At 59.1% G+C, this 19,395-nt stretch carries 19 protein-coding genes and 1 pseudogene; 14 read left to right on the forward strand and 6 right to left on the reverse strand.

The window, feature by feature from the left end; genetic code table 11:
• Positions 1-70: 70 nt before the first annotated feature.
• The 9 genes from J3P85_RS01135 to J3P85_RS01175 all read left to right on the forward strand — a co-directional run bounded on the left by J3P85_RS01135 (position 71) and on the right by J3P85_RS01175 (position 9,791).
• Positions 71-2,983, forward strand: coding sequence for an aminotransferase (locus tag J3P85_RS01135; protein ID WP_434704609.1), 2,913 nt, complete (start codon positions 71-73; stop codon positions 2,981-2,983).
• Between the two features lie 250 nt (positions 2,984-3,233).
• Positions 3,234-4,340, forward strand: a complete 1,107-nt coding sequence (gene aguA / locus J3P85_RS01140; protein ID WP_411386214.1) for an agmatine deiminase — start codon at positions 3,234-3,236, stop codon at positions 4,338-4,340.
• A gap of 244 nt (positions 4,341-4,584) precedes the next feature.
• Positions 4,585-4,785 (forward strand): hypothetical protein, encoded by a 201-nt coding sequence (locus tag J3P85_RS01145; protein ID WP_057449186.1) that lies wholly within the window; start codon positions 4,585-4,587, stop codon positions 4,783-4,785.
• Between the two features lie 305 nt (positions 4,786-5,090).
• Positions 5,091-5,762, forward strand: a complete 672-nt coding sequence (locus J3P85_RS01150; protein WP_434704610.1) for a DsbA family protein — start codon at positions 5,091-5,093, stop codon at positions 5,760-5,762.
• Positions 5,763-6,010: 248 nt separating this feature from the next.
• Entirely contained in the window at positions 6,011-7,297 is a 1,287-nt protein-coding gene (locus tag J3P85_RS01155; RefSeq protein ID WP_434704612.1) for an OprD family porin, read from the forward strand.
• 290 nt (positions 7,298-7,587) lie between these two features.
• Entirely contained in the window at positions 7,588-8,334 is a 747-nt protein-coding gene (locus tag J3P85_RS01160; protein ID WP_250961866.1) for a 2OG-Fe dioxygenase family protein, read from the forward strand.
• 13 nt (positions 8,335-8,347) lie between these two features.
• Complete coding sequence (locus J3P85_RS01165; RefSeq protein ID WP_434704613.1) at positions 8,348-8,785, forward strand: GNAT family N-acetyltransferase; 438 nt, start codon at positions 8,348-8,350, stop codon at positions 8,783-8,785.
• Entirely contained in the window at positions 8,782-9,495 is a 714-nt protein-coding gene (locus J3P85_RS01170; protein WP_053117411.1) for an AzlC family ABC transporter permease, read from the forward strand. Before J3P85_RS01165 ends, J3P85_RS01170 begins: the two co-directional genes overlap by 4 nt.
• Complete coding sequence (locus J3P85_RS01175) at positions 9,474-9,791, forward strand: AzlD domain-containing protein (RefSeq protein ID WP_122565219.1); 318 nt, start codon at positions 9,474-9,476, stop codon at positions 9,789-9,791. Before J3P85_RS01170 ends, J3P85_RS01175 begins: the two co-directional genes overlap by 22 nt.
• Here J3P85_RS01175 and J3P85_RS01180 read toward each other — a convergent pair.
• On the reverse strand, positions 9,708-10,634 hold the full coding sequence (locus J3P85_RS01180; RefSeq protein WP_434704614.1) for a LysR family transcriptional regulator: 927 nt from the start codon (positions 10,632-10,634) through the stop codon (positions 9,708-9,710). The two genes, J3P85_RS01175 and J3P85_RS01180, sit on opposite strands and share 84 nt — an antisense overlap.
• Positions 10,635-11,083: 449 nt before the next feature.
• On the opposite strand from J3P85_RS01180, the gene J3P85_RS01185 reads away from it, so the two are divergent.
• The 4 genes from J3P85_RS01185 (at position 11,084) to J3P85_RS01200 (ending at position 12,837) form a co-directional block, all read left to right on the forward strand.
• Positions 11,084-11,374 (forward strand): type II toxin-antitoxin system RelB/DinJ family antitoxin, encoded by a 291-nt coding sequence (locus J3P85_RS01185; protein ID WP_207963137.1) that lies wholly within the window; start codon positions 11,084-11,086, stop codon positions 11,372-11,374.
• Positions 11,340-11,654: a type II toxin-antitoxin system YafQ family toxin gene (locus J3P85_RS01190; protein WP_058544980.1), complete on the forward strand. Its 315-nt coding sequence runs from the start codon at positions 11,340-11,342 to the stop codon at positions 11,652-11,654. Before J3P85_RS01185 ends, J3P85_RS01190 begins: the two co-directional genes overlap by 35 nt.
• A gap of 95 nt (positions 11,655-11,749) precedes the next feature.
• A complete protein-coding gene (locus J3P85_RS01195; protein ID WP_060739641.1) occupies positions 11,750-12,160 on the forward strand; it encodes an MbcA/ParS/Xre antitoxin family protein in 411 nt (136 codons plus the stop codon).
• On the forward strand, positions 12,160-12,837 hold the full coding sequence (locus J3P85_RS01200) for an RES family NAD+ phosphorylase (protein WP_434704616.1): 678 nt from the start codon (positions 12,160-12,162) through the stop codon (positions 12,835-12,837). Before J3P85_RS01195 ends, J3P85_RS01200 begins: the two co-directional genes overlap by 1 nt.
• A gap of 108 nt (positions 12,838-12,945) precedes the next feature.
• Here J3P85_RS01200 and J3P85_RS01205 read toward each other — a convergent pair.
• From J3P85_RS01205 to J3P85_RS01220, 4 genes and pseudogenes are all read right to left on the reverse strand, one after another.
• A pseudogene (locus J3P85_RS01205) lies at positions 12,946-14,099 on the reverse strand (ATP-binding protein).
• Positions 14,100-14,265: 166 nt separating this feature from the next.
• Positions 14,266-15,873 carry a methyl-accepting chemotaxis protein gene (locus J3P85_RS01210; protein WP_434704617.1) on the reverse strand — a complete coding sequence of 536 codons (1,608 nt, stop codon included), beginning with the start codon at positions 15,871-15,873 and terminating at the stop codon, positions 14,266-14,268.
• Positions 15,874-16,104: 231 nt separating this feature from the next.
• The gene (locus tag J3P85_RS01215) at positions 16,105-16,383 is read right to left on the reverse strand and encodes a DUF3077 domain-containing protein (RefSeq protein WP_434704618.1); all 279 of its coding nucleotides are present in this window, start codon (positions 16,381-16,383) and stop codon (positions 16,105-16,107) included.
• A 476-nt stretch (positions 16,384-16,859) separates the two neighbouring features.
• Positions 16,860-17,633, reverse strand: coding sequence for a helix-turn-helix domain-containing protein (locus tag J3P85_RS01220; protein WP_434704619.1), 774 nt, complete (start codon positions 17,631-17,633; stop codon positions 16,860-16,862).
• Positions 17,634-17,721: 88 nt separating this feature from the next.
• Here J3P85_RS01220 and J3P85_RS01225 point away from each other — a divergent pair, with 88 nt between their 5' ends.
• Positions 17,722-18,606: an alpha/beta fold hydrolase gene (locus J3P85_RS01225; protein WP_434704620.1), complete on the forward strand. Its 885-nt coding sequence runs from the start codon at positions 17,722-17,724 to the stop codon at positions 18,604-18,606.
• Between the two features lie 147 nt (positions 18,607-18,753).
• On the opposite strand, the gene J3P85_RS01230 is transcribed toward J3P85_RS01225, so the two are convergent.
• A complete protein-coding gene (locus tag J3P85_RS01230) occupies positions 18,754-19,083 on the reverse strand; it encodes a hypothetical protein (RefSeq protein ID WP_434704621.1) in 330 nt (109 codons plus the stop codon).
• Between the last annotated feature and the right edge of the window lie 312 nt (positions 19,084-19,395).

A 19,395-nucleotide genomic window follows, 5' to 3' on the forward strand; every position in this document is an offset into this window, starting at 1 on the left:
GGGGGGTTGCTTATCCCCCGACTCGGTGGCGAGATAGGCATCCGAACAAAACCACCTCAGGGGTCGTTGTATGCCACTCGCTACGTTGGTTCACCGCGCCAGTTTGCCAAGCCCACAGATCAGCGCCGAGCAAGCGCTGGTGCTGCTGCGCTCGAATTACGGACTCAGCGGCGACCTGCGACCCCTTGGCAGCAACCAGGACCTCAACTACCGCGTCGACAGCGAGCGCGGACGCTTTGTGTTGAAAATTTGCCACGGCGACTACGCTGTCCAGGAAATCCAGGCCCAACATGCCGCCCTCAAGCACTTGGCCGGACACGACGCGGTGAAAGTGCCGCGGGTCATTGCGGCGATTAACGGCCAGGACCTGCTGACCTTGGACGTCGATGGCCAAGCGATTCACATGCGTCTGCTGGAATATATCGACGGCCAGTCCCTCACGCAGCTCAAGCACCTGACGCCCGAGCTTGTCACTGGCCTGGGACGCCTGTGCGCGGAAATGGACCTGGCCCTGGCGACATTCGACCACCCAGGCCTGGAGCGCACCCTGCAATGGGACGGGCGCCACGCCCCGGCCCTGGTCGATTACCTGCTGCCTGTCATCAAGGATGAAACACGACGCCATCGCGTCGCCGAGGTCGCGCAACAGGCCGAGCGGCGCTTGCAGCCGCTCAAGCCCAGCCTGCCGGTGCAGGCGATCCACATGGACATCACCGATGACAACGTGGTCTGGCAGCGCGATGCCCAGCGCCAATGGCGATTGCAGGGCGTTATCGATTTCGGCGACCTGGTCCGTACCTGGCGCATCACTGACTTGTCGGTGACGTGCGCAGCCCTGCTGCATCACGCCGACGGCGACCCGTTCTTCATCTTGCCGGCGATCAAGGCCTACCACGCGGTCAACCCCTTGCAGCGCCAGGAACTGTTGGCGCTGTGGCCGCTGATCGTGGCGCGCGCCGCGGTGCTGGTGCTCAGCGGTGAGCAGCAGGTTTCCATCGATCCGGACAACCAATACAGCCGCGACAACCTGGCCCATGAGTGGGAGATTTTCCGCGTCGCCCACTCGGTGCCCTTCGATCTGATGGAAGCGGCGATTCTCACCGCTGTCGGCCACAGCCTGCCAGCCATTGCCAGCGAGGGCTTTGCGCCACTGTTGCCGACCCTGGTAGGACGTGAGTTCGCCCTGATCGACCTGGGGGTGCTGAGCCCGCATTTCGAGGCCGGCAATTGGGAGCAGCCGGGAATCGACCAGCGCCTGCTGGATGAAGCCGCCGGTGTTCACGGCCTGGCGGCCAGTCGCTATGGGCAGTACCGCTTGTCTCGCACTCGGCCGGACAGCGCCGTCGAACCCGACACTTATCCCTTGCATGTGGCGTTGAGTGTGCCGCGGGGAACGCCGCTCGAATCTCCGTTCGCCGGGGTTGTGCACACGTTTGCCGACGGCATGTTGCAACTGGACAGTGCACAATTGAGCGTGCGCTTGTGGGGCGTGACGTCGCCGCTGCATTCCGGCGCGGCGCTGGTCAAGGGGCAGGTGCTGGGCGAAGTGACGGGGGCGTTGTGTGTCCAGTTGTGCCGGGGTGCCCACGTGAATCCGCCACTGTTCTGCACGCCCTCCAGGGCCCTGGCCTGGCAGGCGCTTTGCCCTTCGCCGGCGGTGCTGCTGGGGCTGGCGTGCGATGCCGAGCCGGAGACCGATCCCGAGGCGCTGCTGGCTCGTCGCGATGCGAGCTTTGCCCGTTCGCAGAAACACTATTACGTCGATCCGCCGCGCATCGAGCGTGGCTGGCGCAACCACCTGATCGACATGCAGGGGCGCTCGTACCTGGACATGCTCAATAATGTCGCGGTGTTGGGCCACGGCCATCCACGCATGGCGGCGGTGGCTGCCCGGCAATGGTCGCTACTCAATACCAACTCGCGTTTCCACTATGCGGCGATCGCCGAGTTTTCCGAGCGCCTGCTGGCGCTGTCGCCCTCCAACATGGACCGAGTGTTCCTGGTCAATAGCGGCACCGAGGCCAACGACCTGGCGATCCGCCTGGCCTGGGCCTACAGCGGCGGACGGGACATGCTCAGCGTGCTGGAGGCTTACCACGGCTGGTCGGTGGCCGCCGATGCGGTATCGACCTCCATCGCCGACAACCCCCAGGCCCTGAGCAGTCGCCCGGACTGGGTGCACCCGGTGACCGCGCCGAACACCTATCGCGGCGAATTCCGCGGCCCCGACAGTGCGCCGGACTACGTGCGCAGCGTCGAACACAACCTGGCGAAAATTGCCGAGAGCAAACGTCAACTTGCCGGTTTCATCTGCGAGCCGGTGTATGGCAACGCCGGTGGGATCGCACTGCCGCCCGGTTACCTGAAGCAGGTCTACGCGATGGTGCGCGAGCGCGGTGGGGTCTGCATCGCCGATGAGGTGCAGGTCGGTTACGGGCGCATGGGCGAGTTTTTCTGGGGTTTCGAAGAGCAAGGCGTGGTGCCGGATATCATCACCATGGCCAAGGGCATGGGTAACGGCCAGCCGCTGGGCGCGGTCATCACTCGCCGGGAAATCGCCGAGGCGCTGGAGGCCGAGGGGTATTTCTTCTCGTCGGCCGGCGGCAGCCCGGTTAGTTGCCAGATCGGCATGGCGGTGCTGGATGTCATGGAAGAGGACAATCTCTGGGAAAACGCCCGGGTGGTTGGTGGGCATTTCAAAGCTCGACTGGAGGCCTTGATCGATCAGTATCCATTGGTCGGCGCCGTCCACGGCTCGGGGTTTTACCTGGGCGTGGAGCTGATCCGCGACCGCGATACTCTGGAGCCGGCCACCGAGGAAACCACGGCGCTGTGCAATCGCCTGCGGGAGCTGGGCATCTTCATGCAACCGACGGGTGATTACCTGAACATCCTCAAGATCAAACCGCCGATGGTGACTACGCGCCAGAGTGTGGATTTCTTTGTCGATATGCTGATGAAGGTATTGGACGAGGGGCTGTAATCGATCTGGAATGCCGAGCTGTTTCCCTGTGGGAGCGAGCTTGCTCGCGATGACGGTGGCCAAGCCAATCGTATGTGGCTGACCCACCGCTATCGCGAGCAAGCTCGCTCCCACAGGGGATTTAGCGTTTTTATAATCGATTTTTGTCGGCCTTTTCCGCTTCTATTTTATGCTTGATGGATTTTTTGACTTTATTAGTCGATATTTATCGTCTATAAAGTTGCCACGCCTATCGCCCAGGAGATGACCCATGACAACGTTGCACAGCACTCCGCGCGCGGATGGTTTCCACATGCCTGCCGAATGGGCGACCCAGACCCAGGTCTGGATGATCTGGCCCGAGCGCCCGGACAACTGGCGCCTGGGCGGCAAGCCCGCACAGGCTGCCCACGTGGCGGTCGCCAAGGCCATCGCCCGTTTTGAACCGGTGACCGTGGCGGTGTCCGCGGGCCAATACGAAAATGCCCGGGCGCGCCTCGACGTGCCGAATATCCGCCTGGTGGAAATGTCCAGCGACGACGCCTGGGTCCGCGATACCGGCCCGACGTTCGTGATCAACGACAGCGGTGAAGTGCGCGGTATCGACTGGGACTTCAATGCCTGGGGCGGCTTTGACGGCGGCCTGTACGCGCCGTGGAACCGTGATTCGCAAGTGGCCGGCAAGATCCTCGAGCTCGAGCGCAGCCCCCGTTATCGCACCGAAGGTTTCGTGCTTGAGGGTGGGTCGATCCATGTGGACGGCGAAGGCACCGTGATTACCACGGAGGAGTGCCTGCTCAACCGCAATCGCAACCCGCACATGAGCCGTGAGGAGATCGAGGCGGTGCTCAGTGCGCAATTGGCCGTGGACAAGATCATCTGGCTGCCGGACGGTCTGTTCAATGACGAAACCGACGGTCATGTGGATAACTTCTGCTGCTACGTACGGCCTGGCGAAGTCCTGCTTGCCTGGACCGACGACCCGCAAAACCCGAACTATACCCGCTGCCATGCGGCATTGGACGTGCTGCAAAACAGCACGGATGCCAAGGGGCGCTCGTTCACAGTGCATAAAATGCCGATCCCGGGGCCGTTGTATGCCACCGAAGAGGAATGCGCGGGCGTGGATGCGGTGGAAGGTTCCCAGGAACGCAACCCAACCGTGCGACTGGCCGGTTCCTATGTGAACTTCCTGATCGTCAACGGCGGCATCATCGCGCCGAGTTTTGACGACCCGCTGGATGCACCGGCCAGGGACATCCTGCAGAACCTGTTCCCGCAGCACGAAGTGGTCATGGTGCCAGGACGCGAACTGTTACTGGGCGGCGGCAATATCCATTGCCTTACCCAACAGCAACCTGCGCCGCGGGCAAAGTGAGTGGCGATGTAACAGCCTGGGGATATCGCCAGCGCCGGCTCTAAATCGGTGATTTTGGATCCATCCCGGCAAGCCCGCGGCCCGATTGGGTCGCGGGTTTTTTTGTGTTCGTTCGTGGCTGGACAGGGATGGATTGGCATAGCTCTTGTATCGGATCAGCGGCAGTTCCGGGGAAGGGAGCTGAGTTGTTTTGTCATAAACCTTGGATAAATTAGCCGCTCATCAACCAGGAGAGGGCGCTGGAATGAATATGACAAGCGAGCGCACATGCCATCCCTTGGCCGTTAATGGTGAGTCGCTTCAAGCGTTGGCGCAGTGGTTGAAGTCCAACGGAACGCGTCAGATCAGAGAACCTGATCCGCGCCGGATGATCGTTGAGCGCTACCCCGCTGGCCTGTTCAGCGAGGCTGAGCTGGAAGCGCTGTGGGATGTGATGCAAGGATAGAATTCGACGGATTGATAAAAAGCGCTGGCCGGGATGGCAGCGCTTTTTTTGTGTCTGCCCGCTTTCGAATCCCCTTGAATCTCTGTGGGAGCGAGCTTGCTCGCGATCGCGGTGGGTCAAATAACACAAATGTTGACTGACGCACTGCCATCGCAAGCAAGCTCGCTCCCACAGGGGCCGGTGTTTAATTCAAGTGGGCATTCGCCCGATCCACGAAACACACTGAAAGCCGTTCCGGCGTTTTTCCGCAGCGCTCGCGAGGCTACCCTGCTGCCATCGAATCCCCATGGCTAGCGGAGTTTTCCATGACCACTCTCCATTACCTCTACGACCCGCTGTGCGGTTGGTGCTACGGCGCCAAACCGCTGGTGCAGGCGGCGCAGGCTGTATTGCCAGTGATCGCCCATGGCGGCGGCATGATGACCGGTACCAATCGCCAGCAGGTCTCGCCACAACTGCGCAATTATGTGATGCCCCACGACCGGCGCATCGCCGAATACTCCGGGCAGCCCTTTGGCGAGGCCTATTTCGACGGTTTGCTGCGCGATCAGAGCGCGGTGTTCGATTCGGCGCCGCCGACCGCCGCCGTCCTTGCGGCCGAACAGCTCGGCGGCCATGGCCTGGAACTGCTAGGACGGTTGCAAACCGCACACTACGTCGAAGGGCGGCGCATCGCGGACGAAACCGTCCTGCTGGAGCTCGCTCAATCCATTGGCCTGCCGGCCCAGGCGTTCCTGGCGGCGTTCCGCGCGGCTGATGTGCAAGGGCATATCAAGGCCAGTCGCGCCTTGCTCGCCCAGGTTGGCGGCCAGGGCTTTCCAACCTTGGCTCTGGAGCAGGACGGCCAGTTCTCGTTGATCGACATCGGTCCCTGGCTAGGCAAGCCCGAGGCATTCGCCCAATGGTTGAAGCAAGCCCTGCCGGAGCAGGCCTCTACGCCATCAGCCACTTGCGGTCTGGATGGTTGTTCGTTTTGATTGTTCTTAGACATTTTTTGCCTAATTAAAGACGATTCACGAAATTGACACGCTCTTGAGGGCGCGACTAGGATTCGCCCTACGCCTGTGGCTGACAGCCATGACTCTTAAATAATAAAAAGGCCCGACACGATCAGACGTGGGCGGGCCTTTTCATTATTTTCAGGAGCAAGAGTCCGAAAAAGAGCGCAAAGCGCCATTTCGGCTGCTCGCCGCGGTGCGTATCAACCCGTACAAGGAAAATAATCATGTTGAACAAGCGCATCAGTTTGATCGCATTGGGGATCTTGAGCACGACACACGCCATGGCCAATGACCAGGCGGAGTCAAAGGGGTTCGTTGAAGACAGCAGCTTGAAAGTGCTGTTGCGCAACGCTTATATGAACCGCGACTACAAGGACGGCAGAGAAGACAAGGCCGAATGGGGCCAGGCGGCCATCGGTACGTTCTCGTCCGGTTTCACCCAAGGCACGGTGGGCGTGGGTGTCGATGCCTTTGGCCTGTACGCGTTGCGTCTGGATGGCGGCAAGGGGCGTAGCGGTGCGCAAGGCATCGATTTCTTCAAGCAAGGCGACAGCGGCAGCGCGGCCGATGACTTGTCCAAGTTCGGTGCGGCGGTCAAGTTCCGCGTTTCCAATACCGTACTGGCCTACGGTGACCAGATGCCGGCCCTGCCGGTGCTGAGCTATGACAATTCGCGCCTGCTGCCGGAAAGCTACACCGGCACGCTGATCACCTCCAAGGAGATCAAGGGGCTGGAACTGAACGCCGGTCGTTTCACCGCCGAATCGCGCAAGAGCGCCGAAGGCCATGACAGCGGTGGCCTGAAGTCGATCAACGTGTTGGGCGGCAGCTATCAATTCACCGAGCAGTTCAAGGCTTCGCTCTACGCGTCGGATGTCGAAGACGTATTGAAGAAGCAATACGTAAACGCCAACTACGTGTTCCCACTGGCCAAGGATCAATCCCTGACCCTGGACTTCAACGGTTATCGCACCAAGCTGGACGACAGCTACGTTCGTGAAAACAACGTCACCGGCGACGACAACAAGATCTGGAGCCTGGCCGCTACTTTCGCCACCGGTCCCCACAGCTTCACGCTCGCCCACCAGCGCAGTACGGGCGACAGTAACCTGGGCTACGCCTACGGCGGCTATCAGCGCGAGCAGAACCGCGTGGGTGATGGCGGTAATACGATCTACCTGGCCAACTCCTACTGGTCCGACTTCAACGCTGAGGACGAGCGCAGCTGGCAGTTGGGCTACGGCCTGGACTTCACCACCTTCGGCGTACCGGGCCTGACCTATAACGTCGCTTACGTGCGTGGCGATAACATCACCACGTCCACCAGCGAAGACGGGACCGAGCGCGAGATCTTCAACCAGTTCAAGTACGTGGTCCAGAATGGCCCGGCCAAGGACTTGAGTGTGAGGTTGCGCAGCTCTGTGTTGCGGGTGTCGCAGAAATCCAGCGAGTACAACGTCAGCGGTAATGAGCTGCGGGTGTTCGTGGATTATCCGATCAGCGTCTTCTGAGGCCTGATCAGGTTGTAAGTCGATAACCGTGGCGAGGGAGCAAGCTCCCTCGCCACCATTGAATCATGCCTGCCTGAAGTGAACAGCATGGCGACGCCAAGCTCGGGTTCTTTCGGCTTTTAGCCCAAGAAAAGCCGCTGGAATCGCCTGTTTCCCCGAGAAAAAGTCGTGTTTATGTAATGTTGCCCGCCGTTTCAAGCGCCGCTTGAAATGCCTCAAATACTTTCTCATGGACGTAAATCCTGCACCCACTAGATTAGGCCGCTCAATGCAGTGGAGACCTATGAAAAATGATCGTTCTGAACAGGGAAGTGGGCGAAGCGCTGAGACGTGACAAATACGTCAACGTTCGCGGTGGGGACTTCAACCTCTACGGTCATTTCGGCGACTTTGTCCGGCTGACCAAAAGCTGGGAAAACATGGAGCCCGACAGTTATTACGGCCAGGCCGAGTCAGGCATGCGTTTTCGCCGCTACAGCGACTTCGAATACAACCCAACGACCCGCGAGCTCACGCAGCTCGAACACCGGGCCTACGTTCAGTCCAAGGCCAACAACAGCTATGTCGGCGGACTGGAGCGGCACTTCGAGGACTTCTCCAACGAAGTGATCAACTCGCCGGTGATGCGCAGCCTGATCGACACGGACTTCGAGGTGTACAAGAACGTCCTGCCGCAAGAACTGCACGATGAAATCTGGCAGTGCCAGATCCATCAGATCCGCATCGAGATCAAGCCGGGCAAACAGCTGGAAATCACCCCTGAAGGGATTCACTGCGACGGTTATCCGTTCAGCGGCGTGCACTTCTGGGGCCGTCAGAATGTGGCGGGTGCCGAAAGCCGCTTGTACACCGCCCAGGAAGAACAGCTGGCGGCGACGACCTACGAGGACATTCTCGACACCACGTTTTTCCTGGATCGCGACATGCGCCATTACGTAACCCCGGCGCGCAACACCCATAGCCATGACATGGCGTACCGGCAGATCCTCGCCATTTCGTTCTCGCGGCCCGGGACCGCTTTCGACATTGTTCGCTGAACGGCTCGAACCCATGGACGACCTGACGCAGCAAGTCCTGTTGCGTCGGGCCATGGTCCGGGACGCCGAGCGGCTGGAGCGGTTCTTTCGCGGTTTCGACGAAGTGTCGTTCTGCGAATGGCAGGATGCCCGATTCTTGCGCGGTGTGTTGTTGCAGGAAACCACCACCGCGTACCTGGCCATCGATGCGAGCGGTGAAGTGGTGGGCGCGGTGATCGGCGGCATGCTCGGCACCCGCGGCACGATCAATCACCTGGCGGTCAGCCCGCAGCATCGCACCAAAGGCCTGGGCCAGCGTCTGGTCGAAGCGGCATCGGCAGACATGAAGCGGGTGGGCGTGCTGCGCATGTTCCTTTTCGTCGACGATGCTAATCTGGCCGGCAAGCGTTTCTGGGCCGCCCAGGGGTTCTGTGAGCCTCGGGGTGAAATCACCTTCGAGAGGGATTTATGAACAAGACTTCCAGCCAGCCGCTGGCGGTCGAACCACAAGCCTCGCGTACCTTTGCTGAAGCCAGTCCGGTGGTAGCGGGTTATTTCACGGTTTCGTTTGTGTTCGGTCTGATGGCGGTCAACGCCGGGCTGCCCCTGTGGTTGCCGGTGGCGATGTGCCTGTTCGTCTACGCGGGCGCTTCGCAATTCGCAGCGCTGGCGTTGATTTCCAGCGGTGCCTCGCTGACCACCATCGTGCTCACCACGTTCCTGATCAATGCCCGGCACATGCTGATGTCGGTCTACATGGCCAAGGCCCTGCGCGCGCTGGGGCTCAGTCGTTTCGAACGCTGGTGCTACGCGGCGGGGCTGACGGACGAGTCATTCGCGTTCCACAGCGTCAAGCTTGGCAGCGGTGCGCCGGTGAGCGTGCGCTACCTGGTCGGCTTCAACCTGTTCTGCCATACATCCTGGGTGCTCGGTGGCTTGCTGGGCGCAGTGTGTGCGCAATACGCGGCGCACCTCATCAAATACCAACTCGACTATGCCCTGACGGCGATGATGCTCTATGTGCTGGTTTCGTTGTGCGACACCCGCAACAAACTGATCGCGGCCCTGGCGGCTGTCGTCTGCATGGGCGGGCTGAGCCTGCTGGGCAGCTCGCCGTTCAATGTCTTCATTGCCACGTTCGTTGGCTGCGGGGTAGGCGTATGCCTGACCAAACGTTCCTGATCCTGGTCGTGGTCCTGATGATGGCCGTGACCTTCCTGCCGCGCGCCCTGCCGCTGCAGATCAATACCGACCACTGGCCGCCCTTCGTCGCCCGTGCCCTGGAATACCTGCCCGTGGCAATCGTCGCTGCCATCAGCCTGACCCCGTTGCTGATCAAGGACCAGCAGATACAACTCGATCGCCCTGAGTTTTATGCCGCGATCCCGACGCTGTTATGTGCGTATTTCAGCCGCAACCTGTTTCTCAGTGTGGCGCTGGGCACGGCGGCGTACATCGCGCTCGGCTCGCTCCTGTAGCCTCAGGTCCACCACATCGTGCAGCGCCTGCCCAGATAACTCGGGATTGTTCACCGCCAGGCGGACCTCAAGGAAATCCTCGAAGTCCGGGAAAATCGCCAGGCCGTTGCCCAGTGCAGCCTCCCGGGACACCAGGCCCAGGCCGTCGAGCTGGGTGATCAGCGACAACGTCAGCGTTTCACTGCAGGAATAGACCATGCGCTGGCTCGACCCGTATTCGCCCAGGCCAGCGTCGAGAAAACGCAGGAAGCTGTGGGAATACGGACATTCTTCTGCCGGACGCACCTGAAACTTGTCACCGAGCAGGCCAAGGGAATCGTCCTCGTCGCCACAATGGGCACCGACCACCCGCACCTGCACATCCGGCATGGTGATGCTGGTAAAACCACCCTGTTGCTGCCCGATCAGGATCGCCAGGTCAAAATCTTCATTCCTGAGCTTGCTCAGGTTCTCCATCGACTCGGCGTAGCTGAACTCCAGCTGATACTGGGGAAACACCGCGATCAACCGATCGATCATCCGCCGGTTGAACGCCGCCGGGAGGGTGGTATTGAGCGCCACTTTGAGCGTGCGCTGTCGCGGTGTCTTGAGCGCTGCGACTTTTTCTTCCAATTGCCGGGTGGCAATCAGCACCTGATCCATGAAGGGGGTCAGTTCCGAGCCCTGGCTCGTCAACGTCAGGCCTTTGTTCGAGCGCCGGAACAATCGGAAACCGAACTGCTCCTCGACCTTGTTCAATTGCGCCGCCAACGCCTGCACCGTGAGGCACGAATGCTCGGCCGCTGCCGACAACGAGCCGGTCTGCACGATACGCATGAGGTTGCGTAGGGTTCTGCTATCCATGAGGTAATGCCCTCTGCTTAAGTGGGCTCGCTATTGTTGTGCACCTGAACCGGGCCAGGTGGTCATGCTGGCTATCATCATGCACCTTGCCACGCTTGTCGCGATTTTGTGCCAAAAAGCGCCGGGAGGCGATGATTGGAGCTTATGCGGGATTTGGGGGTTTTGCCCAGTCGTTGCTGGCCGGGATCAGTTAGCAGGGTCAAAGGTGGACTGTCTTGCGAAAAATCCTGCGTGAGTCTCGGAACACTCCCAACATCATGGCTGATCGCTCTGATATCCGTCCTTGGAAACTCAGGTTGAAATACGCCCCTTAATACAGGCGATGCCAAACCTGCCGTTATCCATGCAAGGCCGCTTATCCACCTGACGTTGACCCATGGCGGCAGTCCCACCACAATGTTTTGAGGTAGCGCCAATGTAGCTACAAATTTAGCGATGAGGTTTATTTCATGGGTGCATTATTAAAAACCACCGACGTGCGTTGCCGCATTGATGAGGACTTGAAGGCTCGTGCCACCGAGGTTTTGAACGCCTGCGGATTGAGTGTTAGCGACGCGATGCGTCTTTTCCTGCGCCAGGTTGTTGAGACTCAGGGGCTTCCATTCGAGATACGAGTGCCTTCGGACAAGACCGCCCGGGCCATGATTGAGGCACGGGATATCCGTCAACGATTCAACTCGATAGACGACATGCTGAGAGAGGCTGATGGCGAAACCGGGAGAAAAGCAAAAGCGCGCTGAATTGCCGAAGCAATGTGCATATACGTCTGAATTCAAAAAATCCTGGGAGCGTTACAAACGGGCAGGGCGGCGCGATATGAATGAAGTGCGTCATGTGATGGTCATGCTTTTTTTGGGTGAGCAGCTACCGAGCGAATACATGGATCATGCCTTGACTGGTAACTGGGTTGGATTTCGAGAGTGCCATATTGGCGGTGACTTTCTGTTGATTTATGAGCATTCACGCCCGAATCTGGTTACGTTTGTTGACTTGGGCAGTCATGCCGAATTGTTCAAATAGGGGTTTTTGTAGTTCACTTATGAATAAAAACTTAAAAATAATCCATATCTGTACTATCCTCTAAGCACCACCCCGCTACAAAGGAGCCCAAACCCATGGCGACTTCCTCGATCACCCTCAATGCTCAACAGCAATTGGACTCCCCGGACGCGGGTCGAGTCGCGTTGAAGTTTTTCTTCAACCTCATGGCGCTGTGGGGTTGCAGCGTCGAGCAGCAGCGCACCTTATTGGGCAAGGTGGGAAATACGACCTTCTACAAGTACAAACAATTGCCGGAAAACGTGAGGCTGCCTCGCGATACGCTGGAGCGTATTTCCTACCTCATGGGCATTCACAAAGCGCTGAGCATTATCTTCAGCAACAGCCGGGACCGTGCCTATCAGTGGGTCAGCAGCCCCAACACTGCGGCACCGTTCAACGGCCAGTCGGCGCTGTCCTACATGTTGACCGGGCGGGTGGTGGACATCGCTGATGTGCGGCGATACCTCGACGGAGTGCGCGGCTGATGGTGCCACCACTGGCGGACCCGCAATGGAAACGGGCCTATCGGATCGTCAACAGCAGCTTCCCGCCGATTTCGCTGTTTGAAGACGTACTCGACCCTGAAGACCTGCCCACCGCCTACGCCCTGGAAGCGTTGACCAATGATCGGCTGATGGAACAGGCTGGTGTGCTGTCCCGGGTACGCCCCGAGGACCGTATTTCCGGGCCCGGTTCCTCGCCGGTGATGGCGGCGTTTACTCACATCGGCAAGAGCAGCCGCTTCAGCGACGGCACCTTCGGCGTCTATTACGCCGCCAGCAGCCAGGAAGCGGCCATTGCCGAAACCTGCTACCACCAGGCACGATTCCTCGGCGCGACCAACGAGCCCGACCTTGAGTTGACCATGCGCACCTACGTCAACAAGGTCGTCAAACCCTTGCACGACATCCGCCACGACTATCCCCACCTCCACGACCCGGACCCTACCGCCTACGGTCCATCCCAAGTGTTCGCCCGACAACTGCGTGAAACCCTGTCGTGGGGGCTGCTGTACAACAGCGTCCGATTGCCCGGCCACGAATGCGTGGCCGCGTTTCGCCCGCCGGCGGTTTCGATTCCGGTGCAGGGTAAACATATTCGGTATGTCTGGAGCGCCCAGAAGCGGGAGATTTCGTTTGTGTTTGAAGTGAGTCAGGTGTGAGTTGGAATAGAAAAGCACCCGGCAGAATCGGCAGTGTTCCTTACAGGAATCAATTCGTGGCGAGGGAGCTTGCTCCCGCTGGGCTGCGCAGCAGCCCCCGTCTGTAAATCAACTTGCCGCGATCAACGCTTGTTCTTCCAGCCATATTTCCTGAACGAACGGATCTGTAATCGCGTAGATCCCATGCCCGCGACGCATGATGATATTTTCCGCCACCAAGGCGATCACCACGGGTTGAATTTCTTCAATACGAACATCTCGATCCACGGCTTTTGAGTATTCTGCTGCTGCATCAACGGAAAAAATACCGCGGGCATCTCCCGCTGCGGAGGCGATTTTATTGAAGATGGCTTGAGCCAGACTGCCCAATTGCTCAACCTTCTCAAGTTCGATGTTTGCTGCGGCAGAACGCAGGGTACTGGCGATGACGGGCAAGAATAGGTCCGGATTACCCTCTTGTTGCAAGACTTGCCTGAGGGCCTTGAGCATTTCTTCCGGACGGTTGCCAAGGGTATTGAACGCTTCCGTTGCGACTTCAAGCGACGGCAGTTTGTGCCGGTTGACAGTCATTGCCAGGCGGTTCAGCAGGTACTCGACATAGTCGCCTTTCAAGACGGGATACGCCGTGGAAGTTGCGCCGGAAAAAGCCTGGTTACGTTTTGCTGTGAGTTCGCTGATCTGTGCTCGGTGAGAGCCGGTGCCGATGAACAGAAAATAGCCTGGGGTATTGGGTCGGGGGTTGATGGCGTCGCGAGCGGCTTTCAGCGCGAGCAACATCTGGTTACCGTCTTCAGAGGCAATGGCGTGTTGTACTTCGTCGACGATAAGCACTAGGTCGGTCTTGGCTTGATCGACAACTTCGGTGAACGCTTGCGCGAGCGTCGTGCCTCATCACCGACGCCTTCAAGTTTGAAGCCGAACTTGAATCCTGCCGCACCCATATCGACGCCGCCGACTCGCTTGAGTTTTTCAAGCAGCCCAGAGGTAGGGGTCTGTAATTCCTGTAGCGTTTTCCGAATGGCGTCATGCAGTAAGGTGGCCGGGTTGGCGAGGGTATCGCTCCAGAGGTCCACGTAAATGACGAGCGCACCCTCTTTTTCCAGAGCTGGAATCAGGTCACTTCGCAAAAAAGTCGTTTTACCGGTTCTACGTAACCCGGACAGAAACAGGCCCGAACGCAAACCTTCGTCAAGAACCCCAGGATTGAGAAGCTGGTTGGCCATGCTTTCAGCCAGTTCCGGGCGCTGGAAAATGCTGCTCATGCAATTATCCTGTTTTATGGATTAGCCATAATTATTGCCGAGCCATAATTTAGCATAAGATTTTACGCAGGCTGGAAGCGAAACCGTTTGCCTGCTGATCAGGGACTGAAGGGCTGCTATGCAGCCTAGCGGGAGCAAGCTCCCTCGCCACGAGAGCGTCTATTGATCAAATCTTGAACTGCTGCACCGAAGCCTGCATCGACCCCGCCGCATCGTTCAATTGATCCGCCGTTTGCGTCAGGTTGTGAATGGAGCGGGTGTTTTCACGGGACTGCTCGGCAATCGACTCCACACGCTGGGCCATTTCATCACTGGCTTTGGACTGCTCGGCAATGGTCTGGGAAATTTCCTCCACCACTTCGGCCGCATGCCGGGCGCCGGTGCGGATTTCGCTGATGGACACCCCGGCCTGCTGGGCCAGGTTGACGCCTTCGTCCACACGGCTGACGCAGGCCTGCATGTTCGCCACCGCGTCCCGGGCGCTGGACTGGATGCGCTCGATCATCGCAGTGATTTCCTGGGTGGACTGCGTCGTGCGCGCCGCGAGGTTGCGCACCTCATCGGCCACCACAGCAAAACCACGGCCCGCCTCACCGGCGCGAGCGGCTTCGATGGCGGCGTTGAGGGCCAGCAAGTTGGTCTGTTCGGCGATGCTCTTGATCACCTGGATGATCGAATGAATGTCTTCGGATGAGGCGTCCAGTGCCGTGATCTTGCTGGACGACTGGTTGACCACCTCGGCGATCCGGTTCATGCCTTCCACCACCCCGAGGATCACTTGGCCACCGCTGCTCGCCAAATGCTCGGACTGCGCCGAAATCGTCCGGGCGCTGTCGGCGTGCTGATGGATCTGGCTGATGTTCGCCATCATCTGCTCCATGCTCGCCGCCATGCTGGTCGCGCTCTGGGCCTGTTGATCGGCGCTGGACACAATCTGCCGCGCCGTATTACCCAAATTCTGGGAGGTGCCGTGCAATTCATCGCTCTGGCTGCGGATCGTGGCGATCATCTGCCGCAGATTGGTCTGCATCTGCTCGATCACGCCCTGCAACTGACCCAACTCATCCTTGCTTTGAGCGCCCATCGACCGCTGCAAATCCCCTTGGGAAATCGCCTGGGTATTGAGGATGATCTTGTTCAGCGGCGTCAGCACCGCCTTGAGCAGGCTCCACGACAACAGCGCCAGCGCCACGCAAGTGGCCAGCAACGTCGCGATCAGCCAGCGCTCCGAGGTGTGAATGCTGTGGTCCTGATGCTCACGCGATGACTGCGCCTGGTTCTCGATCAGCTCGCTCACCGCTTCGTTGCGCTCCTCCAGCGCCGAAAACGCCCCGTCGAACTCCGCCCGCAACGCCTGGCCATCCTGGGCGCCGTTCAGCGCCTTGCCAATGACTTGCTTGGCTTTATCGATGTAGGTTTCGACTTGTGGCTTGAGCTCGCCAATCGCCTTGGCGACATCTCCCGGCAACTTCGCCTCGGCATTTTCGGCGATGACCTTGCGCATTCGCTGCGTGTGCTCATCGAACGCCTCCAACACTTCCCTTGCCCCCTGGGCATCCCCCGGCTTCACCAGCAGGGCGGCGAGCACATCGGCACGAATGGCGTCGTGCATCATGTCCGCCTCCATGTGCTTGCGCATGGCCGAAATACTGGTCTCGTTCTGCACCAAGGCCTGGGTCATAGAGTGATAACCCCACAACCCGATTCCGCCGAGCAACAGCGCAAAAGAAAGACTGACCAACCCCGAGCCTATGACCTTGGTGCGGATTTTCATCGCTTACTGCTCCTTGGAGCGGGGGAATTCCGGGAAGTGTAGTTGAGCGCAAGCGGAGCCTTGGAACAGGCAATGCCCTTATTCGAGGCTATCGGCGGGGGGAATGATTAGATGAGCCCGTGGCGAGGGAGCTTGCTCCCGCTGGGCTGCGCAGCAGCCCTTCTTTATTTCGTGGTGACTGAGGAAAGCCCAACGCTGCCCCGCTCGTGAGCAGCATTGCGCCTGCGGCCCTTAAGCCGGATTACTCCCCGGCGCCTCCAGCACCTTCACCACATCATCGATGACGGCCTTGCTCATATCCTGCAAATAATACGACGCCCAGGCATACCGATCCGTACTGCGAATCATCGCCGCGTCCTCGGCCAGGACCTTGGCAACGTGGAGCAGGTCGGAGGCGTGGGACAGGGCTTCGCCGATGGGTATGCCGCTGTTGACGCGGAATAGCGGGCGGTCGGAGTGGTAGCAGAAGGGGGTTAGGCCTGGGGTTTTGAGGTCTTGCGGATTTGGCATTGTCTGGCTCCTTGACTGTGAGAGCCGCAACCGTCCTTTCCTACGGGATTGGGTGGCGGCCATGCACGGGGTAGGAAAACCGGGAATCAAGGCACCCGGCACACCCGAAGGTGTCCCGCGCACAGCCGCCATAACGCATATCGCAGACACAAAAAAAGCGCCTGCAATAGTAAGCGAGGCGCAGCTGATGCGCCTTGATTTACTTCGGGTTTCCTACGCCCGGTCGCTGAATTGGCAGCGACGGTTGGAGAGTAGCGGGCGATTGGGGAAGCCGCAATCGTGGCGCGATGGTGGCGGGTGAGGTTTAGGTCAGGGCCAATTGTCCTCTAAGTCGGCCCTGATGAGCGATGACGTAGCCTTGATCCGTAGGGGGCGAGAGCGGCTGGCCGCTCCACAACGAGTTAAAATTTCTCTGAAGTTCGGTGGGCAGGAGTGACACAGGACCGGACACAGGTAGCGAGGATCCTAAAGGCTGTTCACAGACGGTTGGAAAAGAGGATGCGTAGATCATCGCCAGCAAGCACGTCAGTCGGCTTGACCCCCAATAGCTTGCGGCAACTGTTGCTGAAATGGGCTGAGTCGCTGAACCCCGCCATCTGCGCGGCTTCGGTTAGCGATAGCCCCTGGCTGACAAAACTGACCAGCGCGCGCAGACGCAGCCACACCCGGTAGCGCCTCAGCGGCAGCCCCATGGCCTGGTTGAACAGTGCAGAAAGGCGGCTTGGCGACAGGCAAACGAGGGCCGACAGTTCCTGGGTGGTGAAATTGCGCTGGGGCTGCGCCTGCATCGCATCCAGCACCTTGAGTACCCGTGGGTCTGCGTGGTTCGACTCGCCCGTATCGGGCAGCAAGCGCATGGCGATTAGCCCGAGGAGGGCTTCGCCTTCCAGCACATCGCGGCCCGTCAACCCGTTGAGTTCCGTCAGCCAGTTGCCAGCGCTCGGCCCGGGATCGCTCAAGTGCTCGGTAGATAGGTTGTAACGCAGCAGCAACTGCTGGTAGAGGCGGCTCTGTTTCTCAAAAAACAACACCGCCACAGGTTGCCCGGCAAACGCCAAAGCATGCTCGACACCTGCTGGCACGAATAACTGATCGTAACGCTGCCATGGGCTTGCGTCGGTGCCTCGTGCCTGAATCGGCGCCTGTAACCCCAGGCATAGAGCGCTGGCGCTATGTCGATGGAGACTGATGTCGGGTAGCGGCCCGACATACAGGGTGAGCTGATTGCCCAGGATCAAAAAATTCTGCACGGTGTCCTCAAGTCAGTTGGTTCTTACAAGTCGCTCGCCCTGGCTGCCACTACACTGGCCGAAACTCCACAGCACTTGAGGCAGCACAATGAATGCATATGCCAGCGGCTTTCTTGCCGCACCGCATCAATTCATCAGTATCGAAGGGCTGCGTTTTGGTTATCGCGACTATGGAACAGGTCCGGTACTGCTGATGCTGCACGGCTGGCCACTTAATGGCGATACCTTTGCGCCGTTGGTCGATGCGCTTGCCTCAGGCTTTCGTTGCATTGTGCCGGATCTTCCTGGCGCAGGCATGACAGCCTGGTCAACCCAACATGATCTGAGCCCCGCCGGCCAGGCGCGTCTGCTCCAGGGTTTACTTGCGGCCTTGGGCATTGCGCAGGGCTATAGCCTGTTGGGTAATGACAGCGGCGGTATCGCTGCCCGCTACCTTGCACTTTGGGACGCCAGCCGCGTGGCCAAGTTGATTCTGCTCAATAGCGAAATACCCGGGCATCGCGCACCCAACCAGCGTCTGTACAAACAACTGGCGCGTTGGTTACCGGGATACGGCGCGCTTGCTCGCATCCAGCTAAGAAGTGCTGCCTATCTGTGTTCGAAGCGGGGGTTTGGCGGAACGCTCTACGATCACCAGCACTTGCTCGGCAGCTTTCATCGGCGCTTTATCGCGCCGCTGATCCAATCCGCGCAGAGCATGGAGCAAGCCCGGTGCGCCTTTATCGCAGTGCTCGATTGGCCGCAGCTCGATGCCTTGAGCCGTCTTCATGGCCAGATCGAGGCACAGACCTTGCTGATCTGGGGGCGGCAGGACGATACCTTCCCTGAGCCGTATGCCATTGAGATGAGCCGAAGCTTTGCCAACCTGGCCGGCTTTATCAGCATCGACAAGGCCAAGTTGTATGTTCATGAAGACCAACCAGTGCAGGTGATTCAACACCTCAAAGCCTTTCTGCTGGCAAAGCAGGAGTAGGGTGGAGTGATATCGGAGCTGGGCTCCTGGTTCGCCGACTTTTGGCTTAAGCACACCCAGAGCGGTCTTGAGGGGGCTGGTAGTTGACGTCGCGGCTTTTCAGCCCTGTTTGGATGGCCCCACGAGGCAGAGCATATTGCGAGAGTCTTACGGATGTACGCTTGCTTTACTGCGGCACTTTAAAAGCCAAAGCAGTGTTAGCACCGTTGGCCAAAACAATGTGTTGAGAACGTCGTGAGCGCTTGCCTGCCAGCGCCAGTATCCGAAGCTTCCAATATCGTCTCGCCGATCTACCCACTCGCCAGCGCACGCAATGATGAAAGCAACCAGCCAGCCAAGGTATGGCCTGAATCGCCGGATGCCAACGGACAACGTTAAATAGACCGCCATGCCCAAATAGATATGCAGCGCGTCTTTTGACAGTCCGGTTGCCGACACAATGGCGAGCTTGATGCTTTGTGCGGTTGAGATATCCATATCAATTCCTCCTCTCTGCGCCATTGCCAGACTTACGCTAGACCCCATTGCTGTTGACGTTTCCAGCCATTTGGAAATCCCATGAGTCTCGAATAATCCAACTCTTGCTGATCCATGATTTCGGCCAGGCGAGGCTTCCACTGGCTGTCTGGACTGATCAAGTCGGTTAGGTAGGCCAGCATCATTCCAATTGCTGTTCTACGCTAAGCCGGTTTGTCGAAGGGCCTCATGTAGTTTTCTCCAGGCAAAAAAAACCCGCACGATTTGAGCTTGCTGACTGGTTCAACCTAGGCTTGGCGGGTGTGTCGGGAC

This window comes from Pseudomonas sp. Z1-12 (assembly GCF_051132015.1).
Lineage (GTDB): Bacteria > Pseudomonadota > Gammaproteobacteria > Pseudomonadales > Pseudomonadaceae > Aquipseudomonas > Aquipseudomonas zanjanensis.